Here is a 21,773-nt window from a genome sequence, read left to right as displayed (position 1 = left end):
GTCGCCGACATGGCTTGCAGGATCACCGAACTCGTCATCGACTGCGCCGATCCGCAACGGCTGGGGGACTTCTGGTGCGAGGTGCTCGGCTATGTCGAACTCGGTTGGGAGGACGGCGCTCTGGAGATCGGGCCACCCGGAGTCGGATTCGGCGGGCCGCAGCCCACATTGGTGTTCAGTCCCGGCGACGAGCCCAAGCGCGGGAAGCTACCGCTGCATCTGGATGTGAATCCGACCGATCGCGATCAGGATTCGGAGCTGGCGCGTCTGCTCGCCGCGGGTGCGCGCCCGGCCGATGTCGGCCAGACCGGCGCCGAATCGTGGCATGTCCTGGCCGACCCGGAGGGGAACGAATTCTGTCTGCTGCGGCGGCGCGTCGAGGCGGTGGGCGCGCCGGGCAATCCGTAGCTGCCGGGTGGAACGAATATCGAACCCGCACCGACTATGTCGATCGCGCGAATCAGAGCCCGATGAACCTGGTCACCGTCGACGTGGCCACCGGCGGCGACGGCTCCTTCACCCTGTACGAGGACGCCGGACAGGGCATCGGCTACCGCGACGGCGAATCCGCAAGCACCGCAATCGGTTACGCCGATCCCATCCATACGTTGACGATCGACCCGGTCCACGGCGCCTACCCCGGCGCGGTCACCGACCGGGCCTGTTCCGTGGTCTTCCACGACGTACCGACGCGACCCGAGCGCGCGACCGTCAACGGCTCCGAGGCCCGCTGGTCCTACGATCCGGCCGCGCGCGCCCTGACCGTGACCACCGACGTCCGATCCGTCGCCGCCGCCACCTCGATCGGCTATCGCCAGCGCGCCGACCGCATTTTTGGTGTCGTTACCGAACGGCGTCCGCACTGATAAAGTCCGCACAACCATTCGCCACTCGTCGATTCGGGAAACACCGTGACCGATCCCGGTACCGCGCTGGACCAATTGATAGAACAGGCCGCCCGATTGCGGGCCCGACTTGTCCGAATTCGCGGCTGCGGGGAATCCCTCGACGGACAGGTGCGGGTGGAAGTCGACGCCGAGGGCGATATCGTGGAACTGACGCTGTCCTCGGAATTACATGCCCTGCATTTGCAGGATGTCGCCACCGCGGTGGCCGACGCGCATCGAAAAGCCCGCGCGCAGGCCCGATCTCTCGCCGCGGATGTTCACCGGGAATTGTGCGCGGATCCGAATATCGCCGCGGTCGCGCAGCGGGTGACGGCGGCGGAATGGCCGTCCGTCCCGATGAATTCCGCGCCCCCGCTACCGACTCCGACACCGCCGCCCTGGCCCCAGGGCGGCGAAACCTACAGTCCGGTCAGCGAATCCGGCTGGTGAGTCCGCCTCGGCTCAGCGCGGCGCGGGCGGCGGGGTGGGCGCCGGAGCCGGTGGCGGCATGGTCGTCGTCGTGGGCCGCGACGGCGGTGGCGGCGAATAGGGCTCGACGACAGGGGCTTTCGGCGGATGGCCGACATCACCGGCGTCGGTGGAGTAGTAGTACGGCGGATGCAGCGGACTGCCGTCGGTCGGCTGCGACGGATAGGTGTCCATCGGCGTCCGGACCGAGGTGCCGACCTGCGTCTGCGGTTTCAACAGATCGGACGCCGGGGCCGAGGGCGAGGTCGACGCGCGGTAGTCGATCAATTCCCGCGTCTCGCCGTCGGGCTTGTACTGATAGGCCTCCGTGCTGGGATATTGCGTGATGTGCCCGCCCGCGACGACGTCATTGCCGTTGCGACCGACGGTCATTTCGCCGCTGACGCCGACGACGGGTTTGGCGATCGCCGGTTCGAACGGATCGACGGCGTGATAGTTCACCCGCAGCGAACCATCGGACCCCTGAACCACACTCAGAGAGGGGCGCCCGGCCCCGGCGTCCTTGCCGTCGACGGACATGGTGGGGTTCTGCCGGGCGATCACGACGCCGTTGTCCATATCGGCGTAGAGCGATACGCGCGACGCCTCGGCGGCGGCATTCGCGGACGGACCACGATTATCGCCGATCATCGAGGGAAACAGCCCGCGGTCGAACCATTCCAGCGGATCGAGATCGAGATTGTCGACCGTCGCCGCCGGGATGTACATGTTCTGCCGGAACAGTCCCAAGCCCTTGACCGGATCGAAGGTCGCCATCACGATATTGGCCTTCATACCCCGATATTTGGGGTCGTAGGTATGCGGATCCAGGGCCTCGGCCATGCGCCAGTCGTTCTCCGATACCGGATCCCGATGGTAGACCGCCCGGAATGCCGCGATTTGATTGGCGCGACGGTCGATTTCATTATCGTCGGCGGTGGAGTTCGGCGGCGTCAGCGGCAATGTCCCGTCGGCGCCGTTGATCAATGCCGCGAGATCCTCGTCGAATCGACCGGCGGCGCTGATCACGTCGTTCACCCGCTGCTGCAGTGCGGCGATCCGGGCGGCGTAATCGTAGAACTCCTTGGTCGGATAGCGCTGGGCCGCGGTGAGCAGAAGCAGCATGAGCGGCGGATTCGGATCCGATACCCGGCCGGTGGCCGGATCGATGCGCAGCTTCGCCCTGTCCGCCTCCTGCTGAACCGCCAGGGCATTGCTCTTGAGTGTCACGCCCTCTCCGTAGCAATCCCGTGCGGCCGCGGCCACCTGGGCGACTTCCTGGCCGTGGGTGTCGATATCGACCCGGGCCTTACCGGCCGCGCCGCGCGCGGCCTCCGAACCGGGCCCCTGCCAGGTGTGCAGCGAATCCAGATTCCGCAGCGGCTCGGTCAGATCCGTGCACGTCCCGTGGGCGGAGGTACAGATACGGAAGATCTTGTCCAACTGCTCCGGATCGAATTGCAGCACTTCGCCGAAGGTCACCATGGCGTCAGGCCCTCGTATTCCCCGCGTCGGCGATATCGCCGCCGTTGCCGTGGTCGACCTCGCGGTAGGCGACCGCGCCCGAATGTAATTCCCGGCCGTGGCCGTGCACGGTGCCGGTGAGCGTGGCCGCGGTATCGCGCCAGGTGTCGACCTTGCCGTTCAGGGCCGCCCGAGTGGCGCCGAACAGTGTGCTGGAATGGTCGGCCACTTCGGCGTGATGGCGATCGAATGCATCCGACGCATTACCCGCCGCATCGACGAATCGCCCCGCCAGCAGTCGCAGATCATCGGGATCGACCTCGAATCCCGCATCTTTTTCGGACAATTCGCCCCCTCGGCCCCGGAAAACCCCTCTTCGGTTAATGGTCCAGGATTCAATCCGTTTCCGCACGGAATCCCCAGCCCCGATTTCGGCGGGCTTGACATGAAGTTGTTGCCCCGGAACGTCTTTCACGGCAGGACGCTGAGATGTGTATGAGACCTCGGTGAAAGGCCGCGGTCACACGATGCCGATATGAATTACGGCCTCTGTGCGGATGTCACGCACCTCTCGGAGGTCCGCACCACCGCGATATTGGCGGACGACAATGCACTGGTGCGCACAGGTCTGCGCGCGGTACTCACCGACGCGGGAATCACCGTCCTCGCGGAGGCGGCCACCGGACCGGACCTGCTACGCGAGGTGCTGCGCCATCGGCCCGATGTGCTCGTGCTGGGCACGGTCTCACCCGATACCCTGCGCGATGTATCCCAGGTGACGCCCGGCATCGCGATTCTGCTGGTGAACGCGACCGAAGACACGCAGACGGTGCGCCGCGCGCTGCGGGCCGGGGTACACGGATATCTGCCCGCCTCCGCCGACGATATCGCCCGCGCGGTGTCGGTCGTCGCGGCCGGATGGGTGATATTCAGCCGGGCCGCGCTGTCGGCGCTCACCGGCGAAAGCGCCGACAGCCGGCCGTTTCCCGAGCTGACCACGCGCGAATTCGAGGTGCTCGATCTGGTCGCCGCGGGACTGCGGAATTCGGTCGTCGCGCGGCGTCTGCATCTGGCCCCCAAGACGGTGAGCAACCACATCTCCAATATCTTCGCCAAACTCGGCGTCTGCGATCGGGCCACCGCGATCGTGCGGGCCCGCGAGGCGGGACTCGGGGTCGATCCGGGCTGAGTGGATCCCCCCGACCGCACTCGGCCGGGGGGATCCACCGGATTCGATCAGCGCGGGTTACAGACGCAGTTTCCGCACGTGCAGCAGGCCTCACAGTTGCACGGAGGCAGGTAACCCGACGGCGTCGAACGGTCCTCCATGTCCAGCTGCTGCGGTTCCAGATCCAGCAATTCGGCGGCGAGATTCGCCGAGGTGACAGGCATGACTCGATCCTTTCGAATGAATATGACAAACACCTCGAATATGTCTGCCGCGCACACCTTTCCGGCAGGGCATCGACTCCCGGATCACTCGGGAACAATTCCCGGTTTCGCTCCCTGGTCGCGCACCCGGTCCGCATGTGATCGTGCTCTACAGGCGAAAGGAGACCGGCATGCGTCCGCGAATAGATCCGGCCGTGCGTTATGTCCCGTGTCCGGAGGGGGTCTACCTCCACGGTGATCGCGGCGCCCGAACCATGCGGGGAGCGCGCGCCTACGAGTGGCTCAGCCGCCTCGAACCGTATCTGACCGGCGAACTGAGCCTGCACGAGCTGACGGCCGCCCTGCCTGCCGCCCAGCGATCCACCGTCGAGGATATGGTGACGCTGCTGCACGAGCACGGATTCGTGACCGACGCACGCGCCGATCTGCCCCATACCCTCTCCCCTGCCCGGTGGGCGATCTGCTGTTCGAACTGTGCGGTGTCACCCGGCTGATCTGGACTCCGGAGTTGATCGGCGTGCCGTGTGCGCGCGAATCCGACTGCGCGCCGGTCGTTTCCGACCGGCTTCCGGCATCGGCGGCCCTGCACGCGGCGACCATGACAGCGCCCGGCGAGCCCGCGCTGCCTCGGGGCGCGATGGTATCGAATTCTGCAGGCCGACGCGGGCATCGCCCTCCAGCGCGCCAGCCTGGCCGCCGCGGCCCAGGGCCTCGCCGCCCGCATCTACTCCGGCGAAACCCCGGATTTCACCGCCCGGCTCGGCTGCCCGGATACCCGCACCGCACTGTCCGCCCTCCTGCTCGGCGCTCCGCGCGGGGCCTCGACGCTCGAGCGACGGGTCTGCTCGTAGGCGTGACCGACTCGCAGAAGGACATCCTCGGCCCGAGGTCTACCCAGTAGCTGCATACCGATCGGCAGACCCGCCGCGTCGTGACCGACCGGGACGGACAGCGACGGCACACCGGTGATGTTGGCGGGAGCCGACAGTCGCACATAGGCGTCGGCGACGGCTTCGGTCGTGCCGTCGCCCCAGGTGATGGTTTCCCGATACGTCTCGACCGCCGTCGCCGGAACCGTCGGCGCCGCAATCAGATCCACCTCACGCAGCATCCGGGCCCATTCCCGGCGCATCAGCTCGCGGGCGCGCTGGGCGCGCAGGTAGTCACCGGCCGACATCAGTTCGCCCGCCTCGAGCAGGATTCGGACGTCATCCTGATAGCGCTCGGGAACGGTCCGCAAGGTGTTCTCGTGGTAAGCGGTGGCCTCGGGCACCATGAGGCCCCACTGGGTGGCCTGGATGTAGCGAGTCATGGGGATGTCGACCTCGATCAGTCGCGCGCCGAGCGCCCGCAGTTGGTCGACGGCCCGCCGCACCGCGGCTTCGACCTCCGGATCGACCCGGTCGAAGTAGTAGTTGCGCGGTACGCCGACCCGCAATCCGGCGAGATCCGTGGTCTCGGTCAGGTGGTAGTGCACGGCCGGGTCGCTCAGGGAGGCCGGGTCGCGGGGATCGGGGCCGGTCAGCGCGGACAGGACCAGGGCGGCATCTTCGACCGTGCGGGTGATGGGCCCGATATGGTCCAGCGACCAGGACAACGATGTGACACCGTGCCGGGAGATCAAGCCATAGGTCGGCTTCAGGCCGACGACCCCGTTCAACGCGGCGGGTACCCGGATCGATCCGCCGGTATCGGTGCCCAGGGCGAATGTGGCGGCGCCCGCCGCCACGGCGACGGCGGAGCCACCGCTGGAACCGCCCGCGATCCGGCCCGGATGCCGGGCATTGCGAGTCTGCGGTGTGGTCAGTCCGTAGGCGAACTCGTGGGTGTGGGTCTTGCCGGCCAAGACGGCTCCGGCCGTCGAAAGGCGCTGGGCGACAGCGCTGTCGGCCCGCGCGCGATGGTCGGCTCGGACCCGCGAGCTCGCGGAGGTGGGCATATCGGCGACATCGATCAGATCCTTGAGGCCCATCGGAATACCGTGCAGCGCACCGCGATAGCGACCGGAGGCGATATCGTTCTCGGCCGCCCGCGCCGCTCGGCGCGCATGCTCGGCGGTCACGGTGACGTAGGCGTTCAGATCGGGCTGCACCTGTTCGATGCGGTTCAGCACGGAGTCCACCAACTCGACCGGCGACAGCCGCCGAGCCCGGATCGCCTCGGCGGCCGCGCTGAGCGACAGTTCGTAGGGCTGCATCACGGTTCTCCTAGTCGGCGCGGTAGGCGGAGGGGGGTGCGATGTCCGCGAAGTCGAGTTCGCGCAGGACCTCGACGACCGAATGAATGTGGTTGGCGGTGGCCGCGATTGCGGCCTGACGGTCGGCGGGCAGTCGCAGTCCCGTGCGCGCGGCCCAGCGGGCGGCGTCGGATGCGGTGAGTTCGGTGTCGGGCATCGCTCTCCCATCGGCTTCAAAAGCTAAATATTTGCTTTAGCAGACGTTAGCCCTACGACGGACTTAAAGCAAATTTGTTGCGTTTACCGGAGGGCTGGCGCGCTCGGAGCTCGTCGGATACCGATGTCCTCGGCATACCTATTCGCCGACGCTGCTCCCATGCCCTATGTTGTCGCCGCTGTCGTCGTCCTCACCGTCCTGGTGGTTCTCAATCTGCTGATCACCTTTGCCGTGTTGCGGCGCTTGCGGATTCACGAGGAGCGGCTGGCGATGCCCGCGGCGGGCGGGGCGGGCGACCGGGAGCAGTTGCTCGGGCGACGGTTGCCGCGGTTCGCGGCGAGCGGGGCGATTCGGCTCGTCGGGTTCTTCTCCGCGGGCTGCGCGCCGTGCGAGGAGCAGGCGGCGGAGTTCGCGCGCCATCCCGATGCGGAGCGGGTGGCGATTCTGACGCCGGGGTCGGGGGCGCAAGCCGAGCGGGCGCGCTTGCTCACCGCGCTCGGCGATGCGCCGACCGTGATCGAGGAGCCGATCGGCGGCGCGCTCGCCGAGGAGTTGGGTGTGCGCTCGTTTCCGCAGTTGTTGCTGCTGGACAAGTCCGGGACGATCGTGGCGGCGCGGCATTCGCTCGCCGCGCTGGCCGCGGGCGTCGCGTGACGGTGTGGTCGCGGCTGCGGACCGCGTGGCGGCTGTGCTGGGCGACGGGGCGGGGACTGACCCTCGTCCAGGTCGTGATCACGCTCATCGGCGGATTCCTTGCCTCGGCGGTGACATGGTCGACCAAGTTCATGATGGACGGCCTCGCCGAGCACGGGCCCTCGCGACAGTTGATCACGGCCGTCGCGGTGCTCGCGGCGGCGGGGCTGCTCGGGGCCTGCGAACCGCGGATCGCCGAATACGTTCGGGCCGAATTGAATCGGCGCGCATATCTACTGATGAACGATCGGCTGTTCACGGCGGTCGGTGATTTCCAGGGGTTGGAGCGATTCGAGGATCCGCGGCTGCTCGACCGTATTCGCTCGGCGCAGCAGAGCACCTCGAACGCGGTCGCGCCAGCGACCACCGGCCTGTTCGCCGCGGTGCGCGATCTGGTGTCGCTGACCGGACTGCTCGCCACGGTGTATCTGCTGGCCCCGGCGATGGCGCTCGTGCTGATGCTGTCGGCGGCGCCGGTGTTCTTCGCGCAGCTGTCGCTGTCGCGCCGATTCGCCGCAATGCTGGACACCATGTCGGCGTCGAGCAGGCGGCAGTTCCAACTGTCGGCGCTCAACAGTGATGTCAGGGCGGTCAAGGAGATTCGGCTGTTCGGCCTCGTGGACTTCTTCCGCGAGCGGGTCCTCGCGACGATCGAGGCGACCAATCACGCCCAGCGCGATCTGGATCGGCGGCAGCTGCGGGTGCAGGCCGCGCTGGCCGCACTCGGCAGTGCGATCGCCGCGGGCGGACTGGCCTGGGCGGTGTACGCCGCGAGCCGGGACCGGTTGTCGATCGGCGATGTCTCGGCCTTCGTCACCGCGGTCGCGGCGGCGCAGGCGGCGCTGTCCGGTCTCGTCACCAAGATCAGCGGCGCGCATCGGGGACTACTGCAGCTGGATCACTATGTGCGCGTGGTGAATATGCCGTCGGATCGGCCCGTGCCCGCACTGCCCGCGGCGCTGCCCACCCTGACCTCCGGTATCGACCTGGTCGACATCTGGTTCCGGTACGACCGGTCGCAGCCCTGGGTACTGCGGGGACTCGACGCCCGGATCGCGCACGGTGAGTCGCTCGCGCTGGTCGGGCGCAATGGCGCGGGCAAGAGCACGCTGATCAAACTGCTGTGCCGCTTCTACGAACCCGATCGCGGCGCGATCCTGTGGGACGGCGTGGACATTCGCGATGTGCCGATCACGGAGTTGCGACGTCGACTCGGGGTCCTGTTCCAGGATTTCATGGAATACGACCTCACGGTGGCCGAGAATATCGGAATCGGCGACCTGCCCGCACTTTCGGATCGACATAAAATCGCCCGGGCGGCCACCGAGGCCGGGGTATCGGAGAAGATCGAGACCCTGCCGCACGGTTACGACACGATGCTCAGCAGAATATTTTTCAAGGAGACCGACAAGAATGATGCGGAGCACGGCGTGACAGTATCGGGCGGGCAATGGCAGCGAATTGCCATCGCCCGCACCCTCATGCGCGACGACCGGGAACTGCTGATATTGGACGAGCCGGGATCCGGCCTCGACGCGGAGGCGGAGCATCGAATACATCGGCGATTGAAAACACATCGGACGGGCCGGACGAGTGTGCTCGTCTCGCACCGGCTGGGTGCGGTGCGAGACGCCGATCGGATTCTGGTGCTCGACGGGGGCCGGGTAGCCGAGGAGGGCACTCACGCGTCACTGATGGCGCTGAACGGGCAGTATGCACAGATGTTCACACTGCAGGCACAGGGTTACGCCATCGCGGGCACCGGGTGACCGACCCCGGTCCGGCGCTGCGGCCGGACCGGGTGACCTCGATCAGGGGCAGCCCTGGCGGCAGCCGTAACCACCGCAGGTGTAACCCGTGCCCGGGCAATAGCGGCATTCTTGGCAGCAATAGGACGGATAGTTGTTGTCGTGATCGCACCAGCATTCCCGTTCGGGCGCGGTGCAGGCAGACGCATCCATTTGTGGCACAAGCCTCGCCAGCAATCTGTCACCGGCCCTGCGCGCGATTCCGATCATGGGTTCACCTCATATCTCGCCGGCCCGTCCGGCGGCGGACAGATCATAACCATATTGCTTTCGATAACGGCAAGAAAAATTGCAGGAGACGAAGTATGAGATTGTTCGGAGCGGTCACCGCGCTACTCGCCGCGACGGGCGCGATATTCGCCGCACGGCGAATATTGGTCCTGGTGAATGTCACCGGCGTCAGCATGGAACCGACGCTGCGCGACGGCGACCGGATTCTGGTGCGCCGACACGGGCCCACCGGCCTGCGCCGCGGCCGGGTCGTGGTGCTGCCGGCCCCCGAGGCGGCCCGGGGGCCGCTGTGGCAGTGCCCCGGCTGGCACGTCAAACGCGTTGTCGCGCTGCCCGGAGACCCGCTGCCCGCCGAGGTTCCGGCGACCGACGATTCAGGTCTGGTGCCGCGGGATTCGGTGGTGGTGTTCGGCGACAACCCCTTCGGCGGCGATTCGCGCAACTGGGGGCCGTACGGCACGGACGGATTCGTCGGCACGCTGGTCTGCCGCACCCGGGCCTCGGGCCAGGCCGGATGATCTACGTTGTGTTGTCGGGCCGGTATCTGCTGGCGGGGGTGTTCCTGGTGGCCCTGGTGGGCAAATTACGTTGCCGCGCCGCGTATCTGGAGTTTGTCACGGCGACGGGCGCGCTGCTGGGCGCGAATACTCGAACGGCCCGGTGGGCGGCCGGGGCGACCGTCGCGATCGAGGCGATCACCGTCTGCGCGCTGATCGCCGAACCGGCCGCCCGGGTGGGCCTCGGCTTGGCCGCGCTGCTGCTGGGATGTTTCACCGTCGCCCTGATCCGTGCGTTGCGACGCGGCTCGACCACACCCTGCCGCTGTTTCGGCGCGTCCACCGCCCCGATTCGCGCCCGGCACGCGATGCGCAGCGCCGCACTGGGGGTCATCGCGCTCGGCGGGCTGCTGGTCGATCTCACCCTCGACGCCCACCACTACGAACCGGCCGGTGTCGCGGTGGCGGCTCCGGCCGTGGCCGCGGGCATCCTGCTGACCACCCGGCTCGACGATGTGGCCGACCTGCTGCGCTGAATGCCGCGTCGGATCAAGCCTGTTCGGGCAGGAATCGGGCCACCTGTGCGCGCGAGGTGATCTCGAGCTTCTGCAGGATCTTGGCCATATGCGCGTCGACGGTGCGCCGCGAACTGCCGCGCCGGGCGGCGATCGCGGAATTGGTCCAGCCTGCGGCGACCAGCGCCGCGACCTCCCGTTCGGCGGCGGTGAGATCGGTCCAGCGCGGCGAGGTTCCGCGCTGTCCGCGCACCGGCTCCGGCGTATGCGGCATCGGCAGGGCGCCCAGGGCGAGCCGGTGGACCTCGTGCGATTCCGGCCGCAGCGCAGCGCCGCGCCGTTCGGCGGCGTCGAAGGCCCTGGGGCCGAGTACATTCCGGGCGACGAGCACGGATTCGGTGGCGATATCGTCGAACGGTCCCAACTGCGCGATATCCACGCCGAGCCCGGTCCGCAGCGTGCGGATGCCGCCCGCGAGCACGGCTATCTCGGTCGCCACCGCCGTAATGCGTTGATCGGCAGAACGATTCGACGCGGCGCGATTGCCGATCACCTGCGCCAGCGACCAGGCTCGGAACTGGACCGCCCACAGTGCGGCCCACTGCTCCCGGCTGGGCAGCAGATTCGCCAGCACCGAACGCTGCAGCGCGAGCGCCTCGTCCAGATCGCCGAGCCGGGTGAGCGCCAGCGACCAGGTCAGCTCGGCCCAGAGTCTGGTCCACGAAATCCCCACGGCGGTAGTTCGTTCCAAATAGCGTCGTACCAGATCCCGCGCCTGCTCGCGCGGTCCGAGCAGACAGGCCGCCAGCGCGGCGAACTGCTGGCTCGGCACCGCTCCCGAGATGTTCCCGGCCCGATCGAATTTCGCGCGGGCGCGTTCCAGCACCGTCACCGCGAGTGGATCCTTGCCCACCAGCATCAGTTCGACGCCCCACGCGAAATCCACGACGGCGGGCAGACCGAGATCGTCCTGCGGCGCGCGCCGCCACTCGGGATCGGGCGTACAGGCCCGCCCGCATTCATCGAGCAGGCGTTCGGCATCGCGGGTCTGCCCCTGACACAACATGATCCACACCAGCAGCGCCATCGCCGTCACCCGCAACTCGGCCGGGGGTGCTGCGATGCGCGCGGTGGCGGTGAGCGCGCGCTCGGTCCACGAACGCATTTCGCGGAAGGACCCCTTGAAGAACGGCAGCCGCAGCACCAGCAGGCCCACACAGATCTCGAGTCCGTGCACCGCGCCCTCGCCCGGGACCAGGCTGCGCTCGATCGCGATGATGATATTGTTCCAGGCCGCCGCCGCCCAGTCGAGCAGTTCGCGTTCGTCCGGTCCGAAGTAGTTCGCCGCCGCGTGTAAAATCTTGTCCTGGTAGTAGTTTCGATGGCGTTCGGCGTAGCTGAGGTATTCGTCCGCATCGGCCGCCGACCGCGCGCGCAACCGCTGCAGCGCGTAGACGCGCAGATTCTCCGACAGCGAGTAATGCACCGCCGTCGCCGTGAGGTGCCGCGCTATCAGCGATTGGTCGGCAAGCCGCTCCAACAACGTCTCGATCTCCGCGGCGGGTAGTTCGACCGGATCGGCGCAGACGGCTCGAATGGCGTCCGGATCGGCACCGACATCGAAAGGCGCTGTGGCGCCGGGAGTGGTGTCGTACCCGCTGGCGAATACCGCCATTCGCTCGAAGAGAAGTTTCTCCTTGTCCGCGCACAGCGCATAGGACCAGCCGATGACATCGCCGATGCTGCGATGGCGCTCCTCGACCCCATGGGCGGGTCCGGGCGGCCAATCCAATCGACGGTCGCCCTCCGGACCATCACCCAATTGCCGGGCGATCATCGCCAACGGCTGACGTGCGAGGCGTCCGGCCGCCAGGCGAATGAACAAGGGGTGGTAGTCCATTCGGCGACAGATCAGCGCGGCCCAACTCAGCTCGTCGGCGTCCGCGACCGGATGTCCGGTCAACTCCGCGCGATCGCGGAACAACCGCAGCGCCTGATCCGGGGACAGCGGCGGCACCTCGAACCGATATTCGTCGACCCAATCCACGGCCTCACGGCTGGTCGCGATAACGCACAGCGCCGGAACGGCTTCCAACAGCCGGGCGATGACACGACCCGCGCCGGGCAATACATGTTCGCAGTTGTCGACGACGAGCACCGTCTGTCGCGGCCGCCCTTTCCCATCGCGTTTCGACAGGGTCGTGACGAGGGCCTCGCATCGCGAGCGGCCGGAATAGTCGGTGGTCACCACCGATCGGACGAGTTCCTCCTCGACCGCGATGTCGCCGCTGTCGGCGGGCAGACGAGCCAGGCGGACCCAGTACACGGGTGTGTCGCATGTGCGTAGGCGCTGAGAGACTTTCGCCGCCAAACGCGTCTTCCCGATTCCACCCGGGCCGAGCAATGTCACCAATCGCGCTTTGCGCAGCAGCAGTGTGACGATCGCATCCAGCTCGCGCTCACGTCCGACGAAGTCGTCTGCCGAAACCGACATGACGACGACACTAGCGGGAGGCGGGGAATGGGTATTCGCGATTCAGCGCCGGTCGAGCAGCGTGAGGTAGGCGTCGAGTTGGGCCGCACCGGCGAGCAGATCGCGGCTGCGGGTGGTCAATCGGTCCTGCCAGTTTTCCAGGAAGGCGCTCAGCGCCTCGGTTCCGCCTGCCTCGCGCAGTGATTCGATGAACCGGGCGACCTGGCGCAGCGGATAGCCGCCGCGACGCAGTTGTCGGGCGATCTCGGCGTCGCGCACGCCGTCCGGCCCGTATTCGCGGTAGCCCGTCGCCCGGTCGCGTGCGGGGCGCAGGATGCCCTCGGTCTCCCAGGTGCGCAGCGTTGCCGGATGTACGTCGAGTCGGCGCGCGAGTTCGCCTACGGTCAGGGGCTTTCCGTTGATCGGAGCGGGTGCCGCGGTGGACAGCGCGCCGAGGGCGCCCGCGACCTCGGCGCGGGTATCGCGCTCGGTGAGCAGCGCGACATGTGCGGCGTCGATGAGCCGGTAGGCGGCTTCGGTATCGCCTCGATTGACCGCGCGCATGATCTCCACGGCCTGCTCGTAGCCGTGGCCGCCGCGCAGGGCGACGAAGGCGCGCAGGGCCTGGGCGTGCAGCGCCGTATAGCGCCGGTACCCCGATGCGCTGCGTTCGGTCGGCGGGAGGATGCCCGCGTCGTCGTAGTTGCGGACGGCCTGGGCGGACAAACCGTGTTCGCGGGCCAGGTCGATGGGTCGCAGTTCGCACCTCCGATTGAGGCTTTGGAGTCGAAATTCCAGGTGATCCTCGCAGGGGTTTCACTCGAATCTTCAACGATACTGTCGAAGGCATGTCCACTGCCACATCACTGCACGCCCTCGGCCGCTCCCTCGACGATCCGGAGAGTCTGGGCCGTGCCCTCGACGAATTGCTCACCGCACCGCCGATCCTGCTCGCCCTCGGTGAACCGGTCCACGGGATCGCCGCATTTCCCTTGCTGCGCAATGAAATCCTGGGCCAGCTCGTCGAACGCGGCTACCGCTCCATCGCATTGGAGACCGACCTGTTCGCCGCGTCCGTCGTCGACGATTACGTGAACGGGGCAGAGTCCGATATAGAAACGGTGCTCGCGACCGGCTTCAGCCACGGTTTCGGCACCGTGCCGGGCAACCGCGAACTGGTCGAATGGCTCCGGGACTACAACTCCGGCCGTGCCGCCCAGGACCGCATCCGCTTTCACGGCTTCGACGCGCCCCTGGAGATCTCCGCCGCGCCCGGCCCGCGTCGGTTCCTGACCGCGGTCCTCGACTATCTCCCCGCGGCGCTGCGCCCCGCCTCGGCCCTGGACCTCGATACCCTACTGGGAGAGGATTCGGCCTGGACGAACCCGGCAGCGGTATACGAGCCGACGGCATCGGTCGGCGATTCCGATCGCGCTCGCGCGCTACGCGTCGTCGCCGACGATCTGGTGAGCGTGCTGCACCGCGCGGCCCCCGGACTGCGGCCCGCCGATCCGACCGGCTACGACCACGCCGTCGCGCACGCGCGCACAGCACTGGGCCTGCTGCGCTATCACGCCGCGATGGCCACCCCGGGACCGGATCGCGTCGCGATCCTGCTCAGCCTGCGCGCCGAGATGATGGCCCAGAACCTGCTCGCGATCGTGGCGCGGGAGCGGCGACGCGGACCGACACTGGCCTTCGCGCACAACATCCTTCTGCGGCGCACCGAATCCGCCGGGGCGAGCGGCAGTGCCGGAGCGCTGGTCGCTCTCGCCCTGGGTGATCGCTACGCATTCGTGGCCACCGATGCCAGCCTCGATCACCGACCCGGCACCTTCCAAGCGATATTGGCCGAGGCCACCACGCGCCGCACGCTGTTCCCGGCACCGGCCCTGCGCGCGGCCCTGCCCTCGACGGTCGACACGGGCGAACCGATTGTGCGCGGCCACATTCCGCTCGACGCCGCAGAAGTGGACCGCGCCGACGCGGTGGTCTTCATCGCCGATACCGACGGCGAACAGCATTGGGAGTGGTAGGCCCTGACGAAAACCTGCGGCAACCGGGACCCCTCCACCCGGCCGCCCCGGTGACGGCGGCGGTGCCGACCCGAAACATGATCGGGGCAAACCGGGCTGGGCTCCTTGGACGAACCTGCTACGAGTCGACTCGGAACTTCATCTCGCCGGTCAGAATCGCCGGGGACATACCGAAGGTCATCTTGCAGACGCGCGTGAAATGACCGTCGAAGAAGCCTGCGCCGTGGGCAACCCGCCGCGATAGGCCAGCACAGTCGAAGTCTTCCACCTAGGGCCTGCGGCAGACACCCCCGAGCAGCACGAGACCGGTGGCGGGCAGTTCGTCGTCGAGCCAGTTCTGCAGCGGCACAATGCCCGGGGCGAGGATGTCGAATCCGTCCAACAGCTCGGTCACCTCGTCGGCGGTCCGATATCGGCATTGGGCGGTACTGCCCGCGGTGACGCTGTCGACCTGGTCCACGAACGCCCGGCTGGTGTCGACCGAGGCATGGGTGACACCGAGATAGCTGCCCGGCGCCATCGCCTCGCGCAGTCGCGCGATGATCTCGGCCGGACCCTCGTCGTCCATGATGTAGTGCAGCACTCCGACGATCACGATGGCGACCGGTCGCGCGAAGTCGATCCCGGCCTCGGCGGGTAATCGGGCGATCAGGTCATCGATCCGGCGGACGTCGGCCAGCATCGGGGTCACGCCGACCTCGCCCGCGAGCATGGCATTGGCGTGGGCGTAGACGACCGGGTCGTAGTCGACGAAGGCCACGCGGGCGTCCGCGTCGTATTTGCGGGCGACCTCGTGGACCGCGGGACTGGTCGGGATGCCGGCGCCCAGGTCGACGTACTGGTCGACACCCGCTTCGGCGGCGATTTCGGTGATCTTGATGAGGAATTGGCGACAGAACCAGGCCGTCAGCCGGGTATCGGGGGCGACTTTCAGCATGCGCTGAGCAACCTGCCGATCGACCTCGTAATTGTCCTTGCCGCCCAGCATGTAGTCATAAACCCGGGCCACATTCGGCGTCGACGGGTCGACGCCCTCCGGCGCCGGTCTGCCCTCGACCATCACACCTCCCCTCGACCGCCTTCTGCCCCAACAACACCCAGGATGCCAGAACCGCGGGCCGGAGTAATGGAAGTAGGCCCAGCCGAACCCACCCCTCGTGGCCGAGAGGGTGGGTCCGGTCGGGGGCGAGAACCGTCTGCGGTCGGTCCCCGCTACCTTCCGCCGCCCGCCGATCGATCCCCGAACCGATATCGGTGGCGGTGGAAGGGGTTCGATCGGGTCAGCAGGTGGCCGCGGGATGCTCGGACCAGGTCCGGAAGCAGCCGGTGCAGCCCTCGAGGGTCTGACCCAGAGGTATGGCGGTGTGCAGGCGCGACACCAGGCAGGCCCGGTGGACGAACAGCTCCTGCGCGCCGCGTTCGCCGGGGGTGGAGATCTTCAGGGTTCGCAGGTCGGCGCTGGCCGCGGGAATGGTGTTGCCGCAGAAGGCACAGGCATAGGAGCCGGGGTGCCGCAGCGCGGGCCAGCGATTGATCGAGCGGGGGCGACCGCTCCTGGTCGAACTACACCGCGAATCATCCTCGTTCGTCGTGCTCATGCCTACTCCTCCCGAAACTTCAGTGGGCCGAGGACGACACACAGCGACTTCACAACGTCTTCTCAGTTGATCCTCAGGTCCCCGATACGGTCCGAACTGTGCAGGACGGATGACCAGCTCGCAAGTCTGTTAAGCGGATCAGAAGTCCGCGCGGGCGTTTTCAGCGACGGTTCGGCAATACGACCGCTGCGAACCGCCGAATACTCTCTCCACCAATGAGTTCGATCATCGACGCACCGCCGAAAAACGGCACCGAATCGTCGCTCGCAAGCACTGGGCAACCGACGAACAGAGCGGTCGGGACCGAATTGTTACCATCTGTTCCGACACCCGAAACATGCTGGTAGTGAGGTACTTTCGCACGCACAAGATCTCCACCGTGACCCCCCGGACCCCGCCGGTAACACAAAATGTCTCAGTGCCACAACAAGATCGACTCCACCAGCGCCGAAACCCTGTGATCGAGCTAACAGTAACTTTCGCCCTCGCCCCGCATATATGAGCCGCGAAGTTGCATGTGCAGAGAGGTTGGCTATGCAGATCGGGGCGCCGTCACCCCCCACGCACCAAGGGCCCACTCCCCGATGGCTCGATCGACCGTCGCTATCGGACCGGGAGCGCCGCCAAAAACTTTCGTGGGTCTGCGATCGACCGGAGATCGGGGTGTATCTGCGCCGCAGGCGCGAGGCCTTGGGACTGACGCAGGAGGAGGTCGCCCTCGCCGCCACGACCACCCTGTCGTCGCTGCGGAAATGGGAGGCGGGTCAACGCAACCCGGGGACCGAGAGCCTGGTCGCGTGGTGTCATGCGCTGGATCTGCCGGACTGGATGCTGCGCAAGGTGACCTCACTGGTGCTCAACGGCATCGACACCCTCCAGGTTGGCACGTGGCCGCCGACCGTCAACAACGATGACCTCGATCATCTCGAGACGATCATCAATCCCGCCTACTACTTCAGTTTCCCGCATCTGGATGTGCTGGCCGCCAACCGACTCGCGCAACGCCTGGTTCCCAGCCTCGCCCCGGCCGATCCCGCCGCCGCCCGGCCCACCAACCTGGTCGAGTGGATCATGACCAGGCCCGCGCGCGATCTGCTGGTCAACTGGCAGGCCGTCGCCACGCGCCTGGTGTATCTGCTGCGGGTCACCGGACCCGGCCTGGTCCCGCAGCAGCGCCTCGACGAGATCTTCAACTTCTGCTATTCGCAGGCGCCCAAGGATTTCGTCCGATTCTTCGCCGCCGAGCTCACCAAGGCCGAGACGAACGACGACGTGGTACTGCTGCGCAATCCGATCACCGGTGAGATCGTGCAGTGCACCTACCGGTTCCTGCGACCCGTGCAGCCGATGCGGCCCTATGAACAGTTCCAGGTCGCCCGGCGCAGCAATCCGCGGAATTGAACCGTCGACGCGACCGCCGGAATGTTGCACAGTATCGGGATGAACCGTTTCCCGCGTGGCCGCGCCCGGTTGTCGATCGTCGTGACCGCATTCGCATTGCTGGTCGGATTCGTTGCGGCGCAAGGGTGTTCGACTCGTACGGAGCCCAGTCCGCCGGTGTGGCAGACGCTTCCGGCGCTGGGGGCGACGCCCGCGGGCGGACACAGCGGATACGCGGCGGTCGACGGGATCGAGATGTACTACGCCGACTACGGGCAGGGACGGCCGGTGCTGCTGCTGCACGGCGGACTGGGCAGCGGCGAGTACTGGAACTATCAGGTACCCGCGCTGGTTCGTGCCGGATATCGGGTGATCGTGGCCGACAGCCGCGGACACGGACGCAGTACCCGGACCGCGGAACCCTACAGCTACGACCTCATGTCCGCCGATGTGCTCGCCCTGCTCGATCAGCTCGGGCTGTCCCGGGTGGATCTGGTCGGCTGGAGCGACGGCGGCATCATCGGGCTGAACTTGGCGATCAATCACCCCGAACGACTCGGCAAGGTCTTCGCCTACGGCGCCAATTCCGATCTGTCGGGCCTGATTCCGCACGGCACCGACAATCCGAACTTCGTCCGCTACATCGACCGCGCGCGCACCGAATACCAGCGCCTGTCCCCCACCCCGGACCAGTACGACGGCTTCGTCGCCCAGATCACGCATATGTGGGAGACCCAGCCCAACTACACCGCCGCGCAATTGTCGGCCATCACCGTGCCGATCACCATCGCCGACGGCGAATACGACGAGGCCATCGAGCGCTCGCACACCGAGTATCTGGCCCGAACCATTCCACACGCCCAACTCCGAATCCTGCCGAATGTCAGCCATTTCGGCATGCTGCAGAATCCCGACGAGTTCAATCGCGCGGTACTCGACAGCCTCACCCGCCCCTGAGGCGTCGATGTCGCGGTATGCGCATCACGGCGGTCCGCACGGGCGGGGCTATAACTGGCATACCAATCCGACCCCGTTGCCGTCGGGATCGGTGAACGAGGCGAATCGGGCCAGCCGTCCGGTGACGGCTACCTCAGAGCCGGGCCCGCACCAACAGCCCGAAAACGGACGAAACGGGCGTTCATTCGCACACTCTAGGATCGTGGTCGTGACCGGAGAACCACGCAAGCCTCGAACGACGGGCCTCGCGGTCTGGGCGGGTATGGCGTGGGGTGCCCTCGCCGCGGTCCTCACCGCGCCGATCGCCGCGGCGCTCGTGGCGATCGTCTATCGGTTCCCGATCCCCTTCGGCGACTACGCCACCGGCGCGGGCGATGCCCTGAACGCGGCCGCCGCGTCGGTGTTCTACCTGGTGATCGGCGGCGGTGTGCTGCTGGCGGTCCTGGGCGCGGTGGCGGGCGGGCTCATCACGCGGTCCACGGGGACGAGTCTGCTACGGGCGCTGGCACTGTCGGTCGCAGCGGGATTCGGCCTCGCGCTACTCGGTGCGCTGCTGCTGGCGAGCCTGGAGCATTTCATCGGCCCCTGGTGAGGAAACCGCTTAGGCTGCGCGCATGACCGAAGTGAACGCCACGGCCGCGGTCGGTCAGGCGGCCGGGCGCGGGCAGGTGGTGGCGTGGTCGCTGTGGGACTGGGGCTCCTCGGCCTTCAACGCGGTGATCCTCACATTCGTATTCTCGGTATATCTCACCGACAAGGTGGGCGAGGATCTGCCGGGCGGGATTTCGGCCAGCGCGTGGCTGGGCTGGGCGCTGGGAATCGCGGGTCTGATCGTCGCGCTCACCGCCCCGGTCAGCGGGCAGCGCTTCGACGCGTCGGCCGAACGCAAACGCTCCCTTGCCGTTCTGACCGCGCTGACCGTCGCGGCGATGGCGGCGATGTTCTTCGTCCGCGACGACTACCACTATCTGTGGCTCGGCCTGGTGCTGCTGTCGTTCGCCTCGGCCACCTTCGAACTGGCCGGTGTGCCCTACAACGCGATGCTGCGCCAGGTGTCCACCCCTGAGACGGTCGGGCGGGTCTCCGGATTCGGTTGGTCCATGGGCTATTTCGGCGGCATCTTCCTGCTGCTGATCAGCTACTTCGGTTTCATCGCCGGTTCGGGCGACCACCGCGGACTGTTCGCGGTGGCCACCGCGGACGGTCTGAACATCCGGCTGGTCGCGCTGCTGGCGGCACTCTGGTTCGCGGTCTTCGCCCTGCCGGTGCTGTTCGCGGTGCCCGAATTGCCGCGCACCGACGCAGATCCGGGCGCGGCGACCGCGGGTTTGTTCGGGTCGTACCGCGTGCTGTGGCGAGATCTGCGCGAGCTGTGGGCCGCCGATCGGCGCGTCGTCGAATTCCTGGTCGCCAGTGCGATATTCCGCGACGGGCTGGCGGGGGTGTTCACCTTCGGCGCGGTCCTCGCGGTGCGGGTGTACGGGATCGCCGATTCGGATGTGCTGCTGTTCGGCGTCGCCGCGAATGTCGTTGCCGCCCTCGGCGCGATCGTCGCGGGCCGATTCGACGATCGCGGCGGGCCCAAGCGGGTCATTGTCGTCTCGCTGGCGGCGATGACGGTATGCGGCGTCGCTCTGTTGATCGTGTCCGGGCCCGTGCTGTTCTGGGTCTTCGGCCTGCTGCTGACCGTCTTCGTCGGCCCGGCCCAGGCTTCGGCCCGATCCTTTCTCGCCCGGCTCTGCCCGCCCGGGCGCGAGGGCCAGCTGTTCGGCCTCTACACCACCACCGGCCGCGCCGTATCATTCCTCGCCCCAAGCCTTTTCGGCCTCTTCGTCTGGGTCTTCGACGCCGATCGCGCCGGAATCGTGGGCATTCTGGTGGTACTGGTCGTGGGCCTGGCGGTGGTGGCGCCGATCCGTCCGCCGGGCGGCGCTCAGCTGGGTTCGCGCAGCGGCAGTCCCGCGGCGCGGTAGATCGCGTCGATGACGGACATGTTCTCGATCGAATCCCGGGGTCCGGTCGGCACCGCCTCGCCGCGCAGCACGGCCGCGGCGAAGGCGTCGAGCTGGTAGGAGTAGGTGGTGCGGCGCGGGAAGCGTTCCACCCGGCTGGTCTGCTCCAGTCGCACCGACAGCCTGCTGAACAGTTGTGTCGCAATGGGATTGAGAACGCGCATGCGGCCGCGATCACCGATGATGTGAGCGCCGATGTTCACCAGATCCCGCGACCACAGCGAACAGCGCACCCGGCCGGTGTGCCCGCTCGGGAAGCGCAGCTCGGCCGTCATGGCCCGATCGACGCGAGGGTCGCGCAACTTCGCCTGCGCCGAAACCACTTCGGGGGTTTCGCCGCCGAAGACCCGGGCCATGTGCACCGCATAGCATCCGGCGTCCATCAGCGCGCCGCCCGCCAGCGAGTAGTCGTAGCGGATATCGGAGAACTTCGGCAGCGGGAAGCACAGCGCGGTCTCCACCCGCACCAGCTCGCCCAGCTCCCCCGAGGCGATGATCTGCTCGGCCCGCTCGGTCAGCGGGTGGTAGCGGTAGTGGAACGCCTCCATCACCACGCGATCGGAACTCGCTGCCAGCTCGGCGATTTCGCGCGCCTCGGCGGCATTGGCGGTGAACGGCTTCTCGCACAGCACATGTTTGCCAGCGGCCAGCGCGGCACGGGTCCACCGGCCGTGCAGGCCGTTGGGCAGCGGGTTGTAGACGGCGTCGATATCGTCGGCGGCGAGCAGCTCGTCATAGCTGTCGTGGACCGCCTCGATGCCGTGCTTGGTCGCGAATGCGCGGGCGCGCAACGGATCCCGCGCGGCGACCGCGGCGACGACCACCTCCGGATTCGCCCGCGCGGGCCTGATCAACGCCATGGGCGCGATGCGTGCCGCGCCCAGAATTCCGATTCGCACCGGCCCGATCTCGGTCACCCCAGCGATGGTAGTACCGATCGCGACGCCGGTGCGGAGCCGTGATAGAAGT

24 protein-coding genes are annotated in these 21,773 nt (G+C 67.5%); 14 read left to right on the top strand and 10 right to left on the bottom strand.

Annotated elements, in window-relative coordinates:
* Positions 1–9: 9 nt before the first annotated feature.
* From NP4_RS03215 to NP4_RS03205, 3 genes are all read left to right on the top strand, one after another.
* Positions 10–408 carry a VOC family protein gene (locus NP4_RS03215; RefSeq protein WP_067991451.1) on the top strand — a complete coding sequence of 133 codons (399 nt, stop codon included), beginning with the start codon at positions 10–12 and terminating at the stop codon, positions 406–408.
* A gap of 62 nt (positions 409–470) precedes the next feature.
* Complete coding sequence (locus tag NP4_RS03210) at positions 471–866, top strand: DUF5110 domain-containing protein (protein WP_067991448.1); 396 nt, start codon at positions 471–473, stop codon at positions 864–866.
* 45 nt (positions 867–911) lie between these two features.
* Positions 912–1,337 carry a YbaB/EbfC family nucleoid-associated protein gene (locus NP4_RS03205; protein WP_067991447.1) on the top strand — a complete coding sequence of 142 codons (426 nt, stop codon included), beginning with the start codon at positions 912–914 and terminating at the stop codon, positions 1,335–1,337.
* Positions 1,338–1,349: 12 nt separating this feature from the next.
* On the opposite strand, the gene NP4_RS03200 is transcribed toward NP4_RS03205, so the two are convergent.
* The gene (locus NP4_RS03200) at positions 1,350–2,840 is read right to left on the bottom strand and encodes a hypothetical protein (protein ID WP_067991444.1); all 1,491 of its coding nucleotides are present in this window, start codon (positions 2,838–2,840) and stop codon (positions 1,350–1,352) included.
* Positions 2,841–2,844: 4 nt separating this feature from the next.
* Positions 2,845–3,165, bottom strand: a complete 321-nt coding sequence (locus NP4_RS03195; RefSeq protein ID WP_067991441.1) for a WXG100 family type VII secretion target — start codon at positions 3,163–3,165, stop codon at positions 2,845–2,847.
* 189 nt (positions 3,166–3,354) lie between these two features.
* Here NP4_RS03195 and NP4_RS03190 point away from each other — a divergent pair, with 189 nt between their 5' ends.
* Positions 3,355–4,008 carry a response regulator transcription factor gene (locus NP4_RS03190; protein ID WP_067991437.1) on the top strand — a complete coding sequence of 218 codons (654 nt, stop codon included), beginning with the start codon at positions 3,355–3,357 and terminating at the stop codon, positions 4,006–4,008.
* A 47-nt stretch (positions 4,009–4,055) separates the two neighbouring features.
* Here NP4_RS03190 and NP4_RS40600 read toward each other — a convergent pair whose 3' ends face one another.
* Positions 4,056–4,211: a hypothetical protein gene (locus NP4_RS40600; protein ID WP_156524876.1), complete on the bottom strand. Its 156-nt coding sequence runs from the start codon at positions 4,209–4,211 to the stop codon at positions 4,056–4,058.
* Positions 4,212–4,381: 170 nt separating this feature from the next.
* Here NP4_RS40600 and NP4_RS03185 point away from each other — a divergent pair, with 170 nt between their 5' ends.
* Positions 4,382–4,705: a hypothetical protein gene (locus NP4_RS03185; RefSeq protein ID WP_147287836.1), complete on the top strand. Its 324-nt coding sequence runs from the start codon at positions 4,382–4,384 to the stop codon at positions 4,703–4,705.
* A gap of 230 nt (positions 4,706–4,935) precedes the next feature.
* Here the strand turns inward: NP4_RS03185 and NP4_RS03180 are convergent, their stop codons facing one another.
* A complete protein-coding gene (locus tag NP4_RS03180) occupies positions 4,936–6,408 on the bottom strand; it encodes an amidase (protein WP_067991431.1) in 1,473 nt (490 codons plus the stop codon).
* A 10-nt stretch (positions 6,409–6,418) separates the two neighbouring features.
* Positions 6,419–6,604, bottom strand: coding sequence for a hypothetical protein (locus tag NP4_RS03175; RefSeq protein WP_067991429.1), 186 nt, complete (start codon positions 6,602–6,604; stop codon positions 6,419–6,421).
* A 159-nt stretch (positions 6,605–6,763) separates the two neighbouring features.
* On the opposite strand from NP4_RS03175, the gene NP4_RS03170 reads away from it, so the two are divergent.
* The 4 genes from NP4_RS03170 to NP4_RS03155 all read left to right on the top strand — a co-directional run bounded on the left by NP4_RS03170 (position 6,764) and on the right by NP4_RS03155 (position 10,369).
* On the top strand, positions 6,764–7,258 hold the full coding sequence (locus NP4_RS03170) for a TlpA family protein disulfide reductase (RefSeq protein WP_067991427.1): 495 nt from the start codon (positions 6,764–6,766) through the stop codon (positions 7,256–7,258).
* Positions 7,255–9,066 (top strand): ABC transporter ATP-binding protein, encoded by a 1,812-nt coding sequence (locus NP4_RS03165; RefSeq protein ID WP_082875470.1) that lies wholly within the window; start codon positions 7,255–7,257, stop codon positions 9,064–9,066. The genes NP4_RS03170 and NP4_RS03165 overlap by 4 nt, the downstream gene beginning before the upstream one ends.
* 344 nt (positions 9,067–9,410) lie before the next feature.
* On the top strand, positions 9,411–9,854 hold the full coding sequence (locus NP4_RS03160; RefSeq protein ID WP_067991424.1) for a S26 family signal peptidase: 444 nt from the start codon (positions 9,411–9,413) through the stop codon (positions 9,852–9,854).
* The gene (locus tag NP4_RS03155; RefSeq protein ID WP_067991420.1) at positions 9,851–10,369 is read left to right on the top strand and encodes a MauE/DoxX family redox-associated membrane protein; all 519 of its coding nucleotides are present in this window, start codon (positions 9,851–9,853) and stop codon (positions 10,367–10,369) included. The genes NP4_RS03160 and NP4_RS03155 overlap by 4 nt, the downstream gene beginning before the upstream one ends.
* A gap of 13 nt (positions 10,370–10,382) precedes the next feature.
* Here the strand turns inward: NP4_RS03155 and NP4_RS03150 are convergent, their stop codons facing one another.
* Both NP4_RS03150 and NP4_RS03145 read right to left on the bottom strand, forming a co-directional pair.
* A complete protein-coding gene (locus NP4_RS03150) occupies positions 10,383–12,842 on the bottom strand; it encodes an ATP-binding protein (RefSeq protein ID WP_067991417.1) in 2,460 nt (819 codons plus the stop codon).
* Positions 12,843–12,884: 42 nt separating this feature from the next.
* Entirely contained in the window at positions 12,885–13,580 is a 696-nt protein-coding gene (locus NP4_RS03145; protein WP_067991413.1) for a MerR family transcriptional regulator, read from the bottom strand.
* 89 nt (positions 13,581–13,669) lie between these two features.
* On the opposite strand from NP4_RS03145, the gene NP4_RS03140 reads away from it, so the two are divergent.
* The gene (locus NP4_RS03140; RefSeq protein ID WP_067991410.1) at positions 13,670–14,857 is read left to right on the top strand and encodes an erythromycin esterase family protein; all 1,188 of its coding nucleotides are present in this window, start codon (positions 13,670–13,672) and stop codon (positions 14,855–14,857) included.
* A 268-nt stretch (positions 14,858–15,125) separates the two neighbouring features.
* Here NP4_RS03140 and NP4_RS03135 read toward each other — a convergent pair whose 3' ends face one another.
* Both NP4_RS03135 and NP4_RS03130 read right to left on the bottom strand, forming a co-directional pair.
* Positions 15,126–15,917: an SAM-dependent methyltransferase gene (locus tag NP4_RS03135; RefSeq protein WP_067991407.1), complete on the bottom strand. Its 792-nt coding sequence runs from the start codon at positions 15,915–15,917 to the stop codon at positions 15,126–15,128.
* A gap of 220 nt (positions 15,918–16,137) precedes the next feature.
* Positions 16,138–16,455, bottom strand: a complete 318-nt coding sequence (locus NP4_RS03130) for a hypothetical protein (RefSeq protein WP_067991404.1) — start codon at positions 16,453–16,455, stop codon at positions 16,138–16,140.
* Between the two features lie 498 nt (positions 16,456–16,953).
* Between NP4_RS03130 and NP4_RS03125 the strand changes: the two genes are divergently transcribed.
* The 4 genes from NP4_RS03125 to NP4_RS03110 all read left to right on the top strand — a co-directional run bounded on the left by NP4_RS03125 (position 16,954) and on the right by NP4_RS03110 (position 20,765).
* Positions 16,954–17,856, top strand: coding sequence for a helix-turn-helix domain-containing protein (locus NP4_RS03125; protein WP_082875469.1), 903 nt, complete (start codon positions 16,954–16,956; stop codon positions 17,854–17,856).
* Between the two features lie 39 nt (positions 17,857–17,895).
* Positions 17,896–18,792 (top strand): alpha/beta fold hydrolase, encoded by an 897-nt coding sequence (locus tag NP4_RS03120; RefSeq protein WP_067991399.1) that lies wholly within the window; start codon positions 17,896–17,898, stop codon positions 18,790–18,792.
* Between the two features lie 208 nt (positions 18,793–19,000).
* Entirely contained in the window at positions 19,001–19,384 is a 384-nt protein-coding gene (locus NP4_RS03115; RefSeq protein WP_147287835.1) for a hypothetical protein, read from the top strand.
* Between the two features lie 22 nt (positions 19,385–19,406).
* Positions 19,407–20,765, top strand: coding sequence for an MFS transporter (locus NP4_RS03110; RefSeq protein ID WP_067991393.1), 1,359 nt, complete (start codon positions 19,407–19,409; stop codon positions 20,763–20,765).
* On the opposite strand, the gene NP4_RS03105 is transcribed toward NP4_RS03110, so the two are convergent.
* Complete coding sequence (locus tag NP4_RS03105; RefSeq protein WP_067991390.1) at positions 20,726–21,721, bottom strand: Gfo/Idh/MocA family protein; 996 nt, start codon at positions 21,719–21,721, stop codon at positions 20,726–20,728. The genes NP4_RS03110 and NP4_RS03105 overlap by 40 nt on opposite strands.
* Positions 21,722–21,773: the final 52 nt, after the last annotated feature.

It is taken from the genome of Nocardia pseudobrasiliensis NBRC 108224 (assembly GCF_001613105.1).
Taxonomy (GTDB): domain Bacteria; phylum Actinomycetota; class Actinomycetes; order Mycobacteriales; family Mycobacteriaceae; genus Nocardia; species Nocardia pseudobrasiliensis.
The sequence above is the reverse complement of the archived record's forward strand: the minus strand, read 5'-3'. Positions and strand labels throughout refer to the sequence as shown.

What these genes read in the sequence shown, in the direction of transcription:
- NP4_RS03185 (WP_147287836.1), top strand. Translation starts at nt 4,382, where the DNA reads ATGCGTCCGCGAATAGATCCGGCCGTGCGTTATGTCCCGTGTCCGGAG.
- NP4_RS40600 (WP_156524876.1), bottom strand. Translation starts at nt 4,211, where the DNA reads ATGCCTGTCACCTCGGCGAATCTCGCCGCCGAATTGCTGGATCTGGAA.
- NP4_RS03140 (WP_067991410.1), top strand. Translation starts at nt 13,670, where the DNA reads ATGTCCACTGCCACATCACTGCACGCCCTCGGCCGCTCCCTCGACGAT.
- NP4_RS03125 (WP_082875469.1), top strand. Translation starts at nt 16,954, where the DNA reads ATGAGCCGCGAAGTTGCATGTGCAGAGAGGTTGGCTATGCAGATCGGG.
- NP4_RS03155 (WP_067991420.1), top strand. Translation starts at nt 9,851, where the DNA reads ATGATCTACGTTGTGTTGTCGGGCCGGTATCTGCTGGCGGGGGTGTTC.
- NP4_RS03180 (WP_067991431.1), bottom strand. Translation starts at nt 6,408, where the DNA reads ATGCAGCCCTACGAACTGTCGCTCAGCGCGGCCGCCGAGGCGATCCGG.
- NP4_RS03200 (WP_067991444.1), bottom strand. Translation starts at nt 2,840, where the DNA reads ATGGTGACCTTCGGCGAAGTGCTGCAATTCGATCCGGAGCAGTTGGAC.
- NP4_RS03120 (WP_067991399.1), top strand. Translation starts at nt 17,896, where the DNA reads ATGAACCGTTTCCCGCGTGGCCGCGCCCGGTTGTCGATCGTCGTGACC.
- NP4_RS03210 (WP_067991448.1), top strand. Translation starts at nt 471, where the DNA reads ATGAACCTGGTCACCGTCGACGTGGCCACCGGCGGCGACGGCTCCTTC.
- NP4_RS03175 (WP_067991429.1), bottom strand. Translation starts at nt 6,604, where the DNA reads ATGCCCGACACCGAACTCACCGCATCCGACGCCGCCCGCTGGGCCGCG.
- NP4_RS03135 (WP_067991407.1), bottom strand. Translation starts at nt 15,917, where the DNA reads ATGGTCGAGGGCAGACCGGCGCCGGAGGGCGTCGACCCGTCGACGCCG.
- NP4_RS03190 (WP_067991437.1), top strand. Translation starts at nt 3,355, where the DNA reads ATGAATTACGGCCTCTGTGCGGATGTCACGCACCTCTCGGAGGTCCGC.
- NP4_RS03170 (WP_067991427.1), top strand. Translation starts at nt 6,764, where the DNA reads ATGCCCTATGTTGTCGCCGCTGTCGTCGTCCTCACCGTCCTGGTGGTT.
- NP4_RS03110 (WP_067991393.1), top strand. Translation starts at nt 19,407, where the DNA reads ATGACCGAAGTGAACGCCACGGCCGCGGTCGGTCAGGCGGCCGGGCGC.
- NP4_RS03130 (WP_067991404.1), bottom strand. Translation starts at nt 16,455, where the DNA reads ATGAGCACGACGAACGAGGATGATTCGCGGTGTAGTTCGACCAGGAGC.
- NP4_RS03150 (WP_067991417.1), bottom strand. Translation starts at nt 12,842, where the DNA reads ATGTCGGTTTCGGCAGACGACTTCGTCGGACGTGAGCGCGAGCTGGAT.
- NP4_RS03215 (WP_067991451.1), top strand. Translation starts at nt 10, where the DNA reads ATGGCTTGCAGGATCACCGAACTCGTCATCGACTGCGCCGATCCGCAA.
- NP4_RS03160 (WP_067991424.1), top strand. Translation starts at nt 9,411, where the DNA reads ATGAGATTGTTCGGAGCGGTCACCGCGCTACTCGCCGCGACGGGCGCG.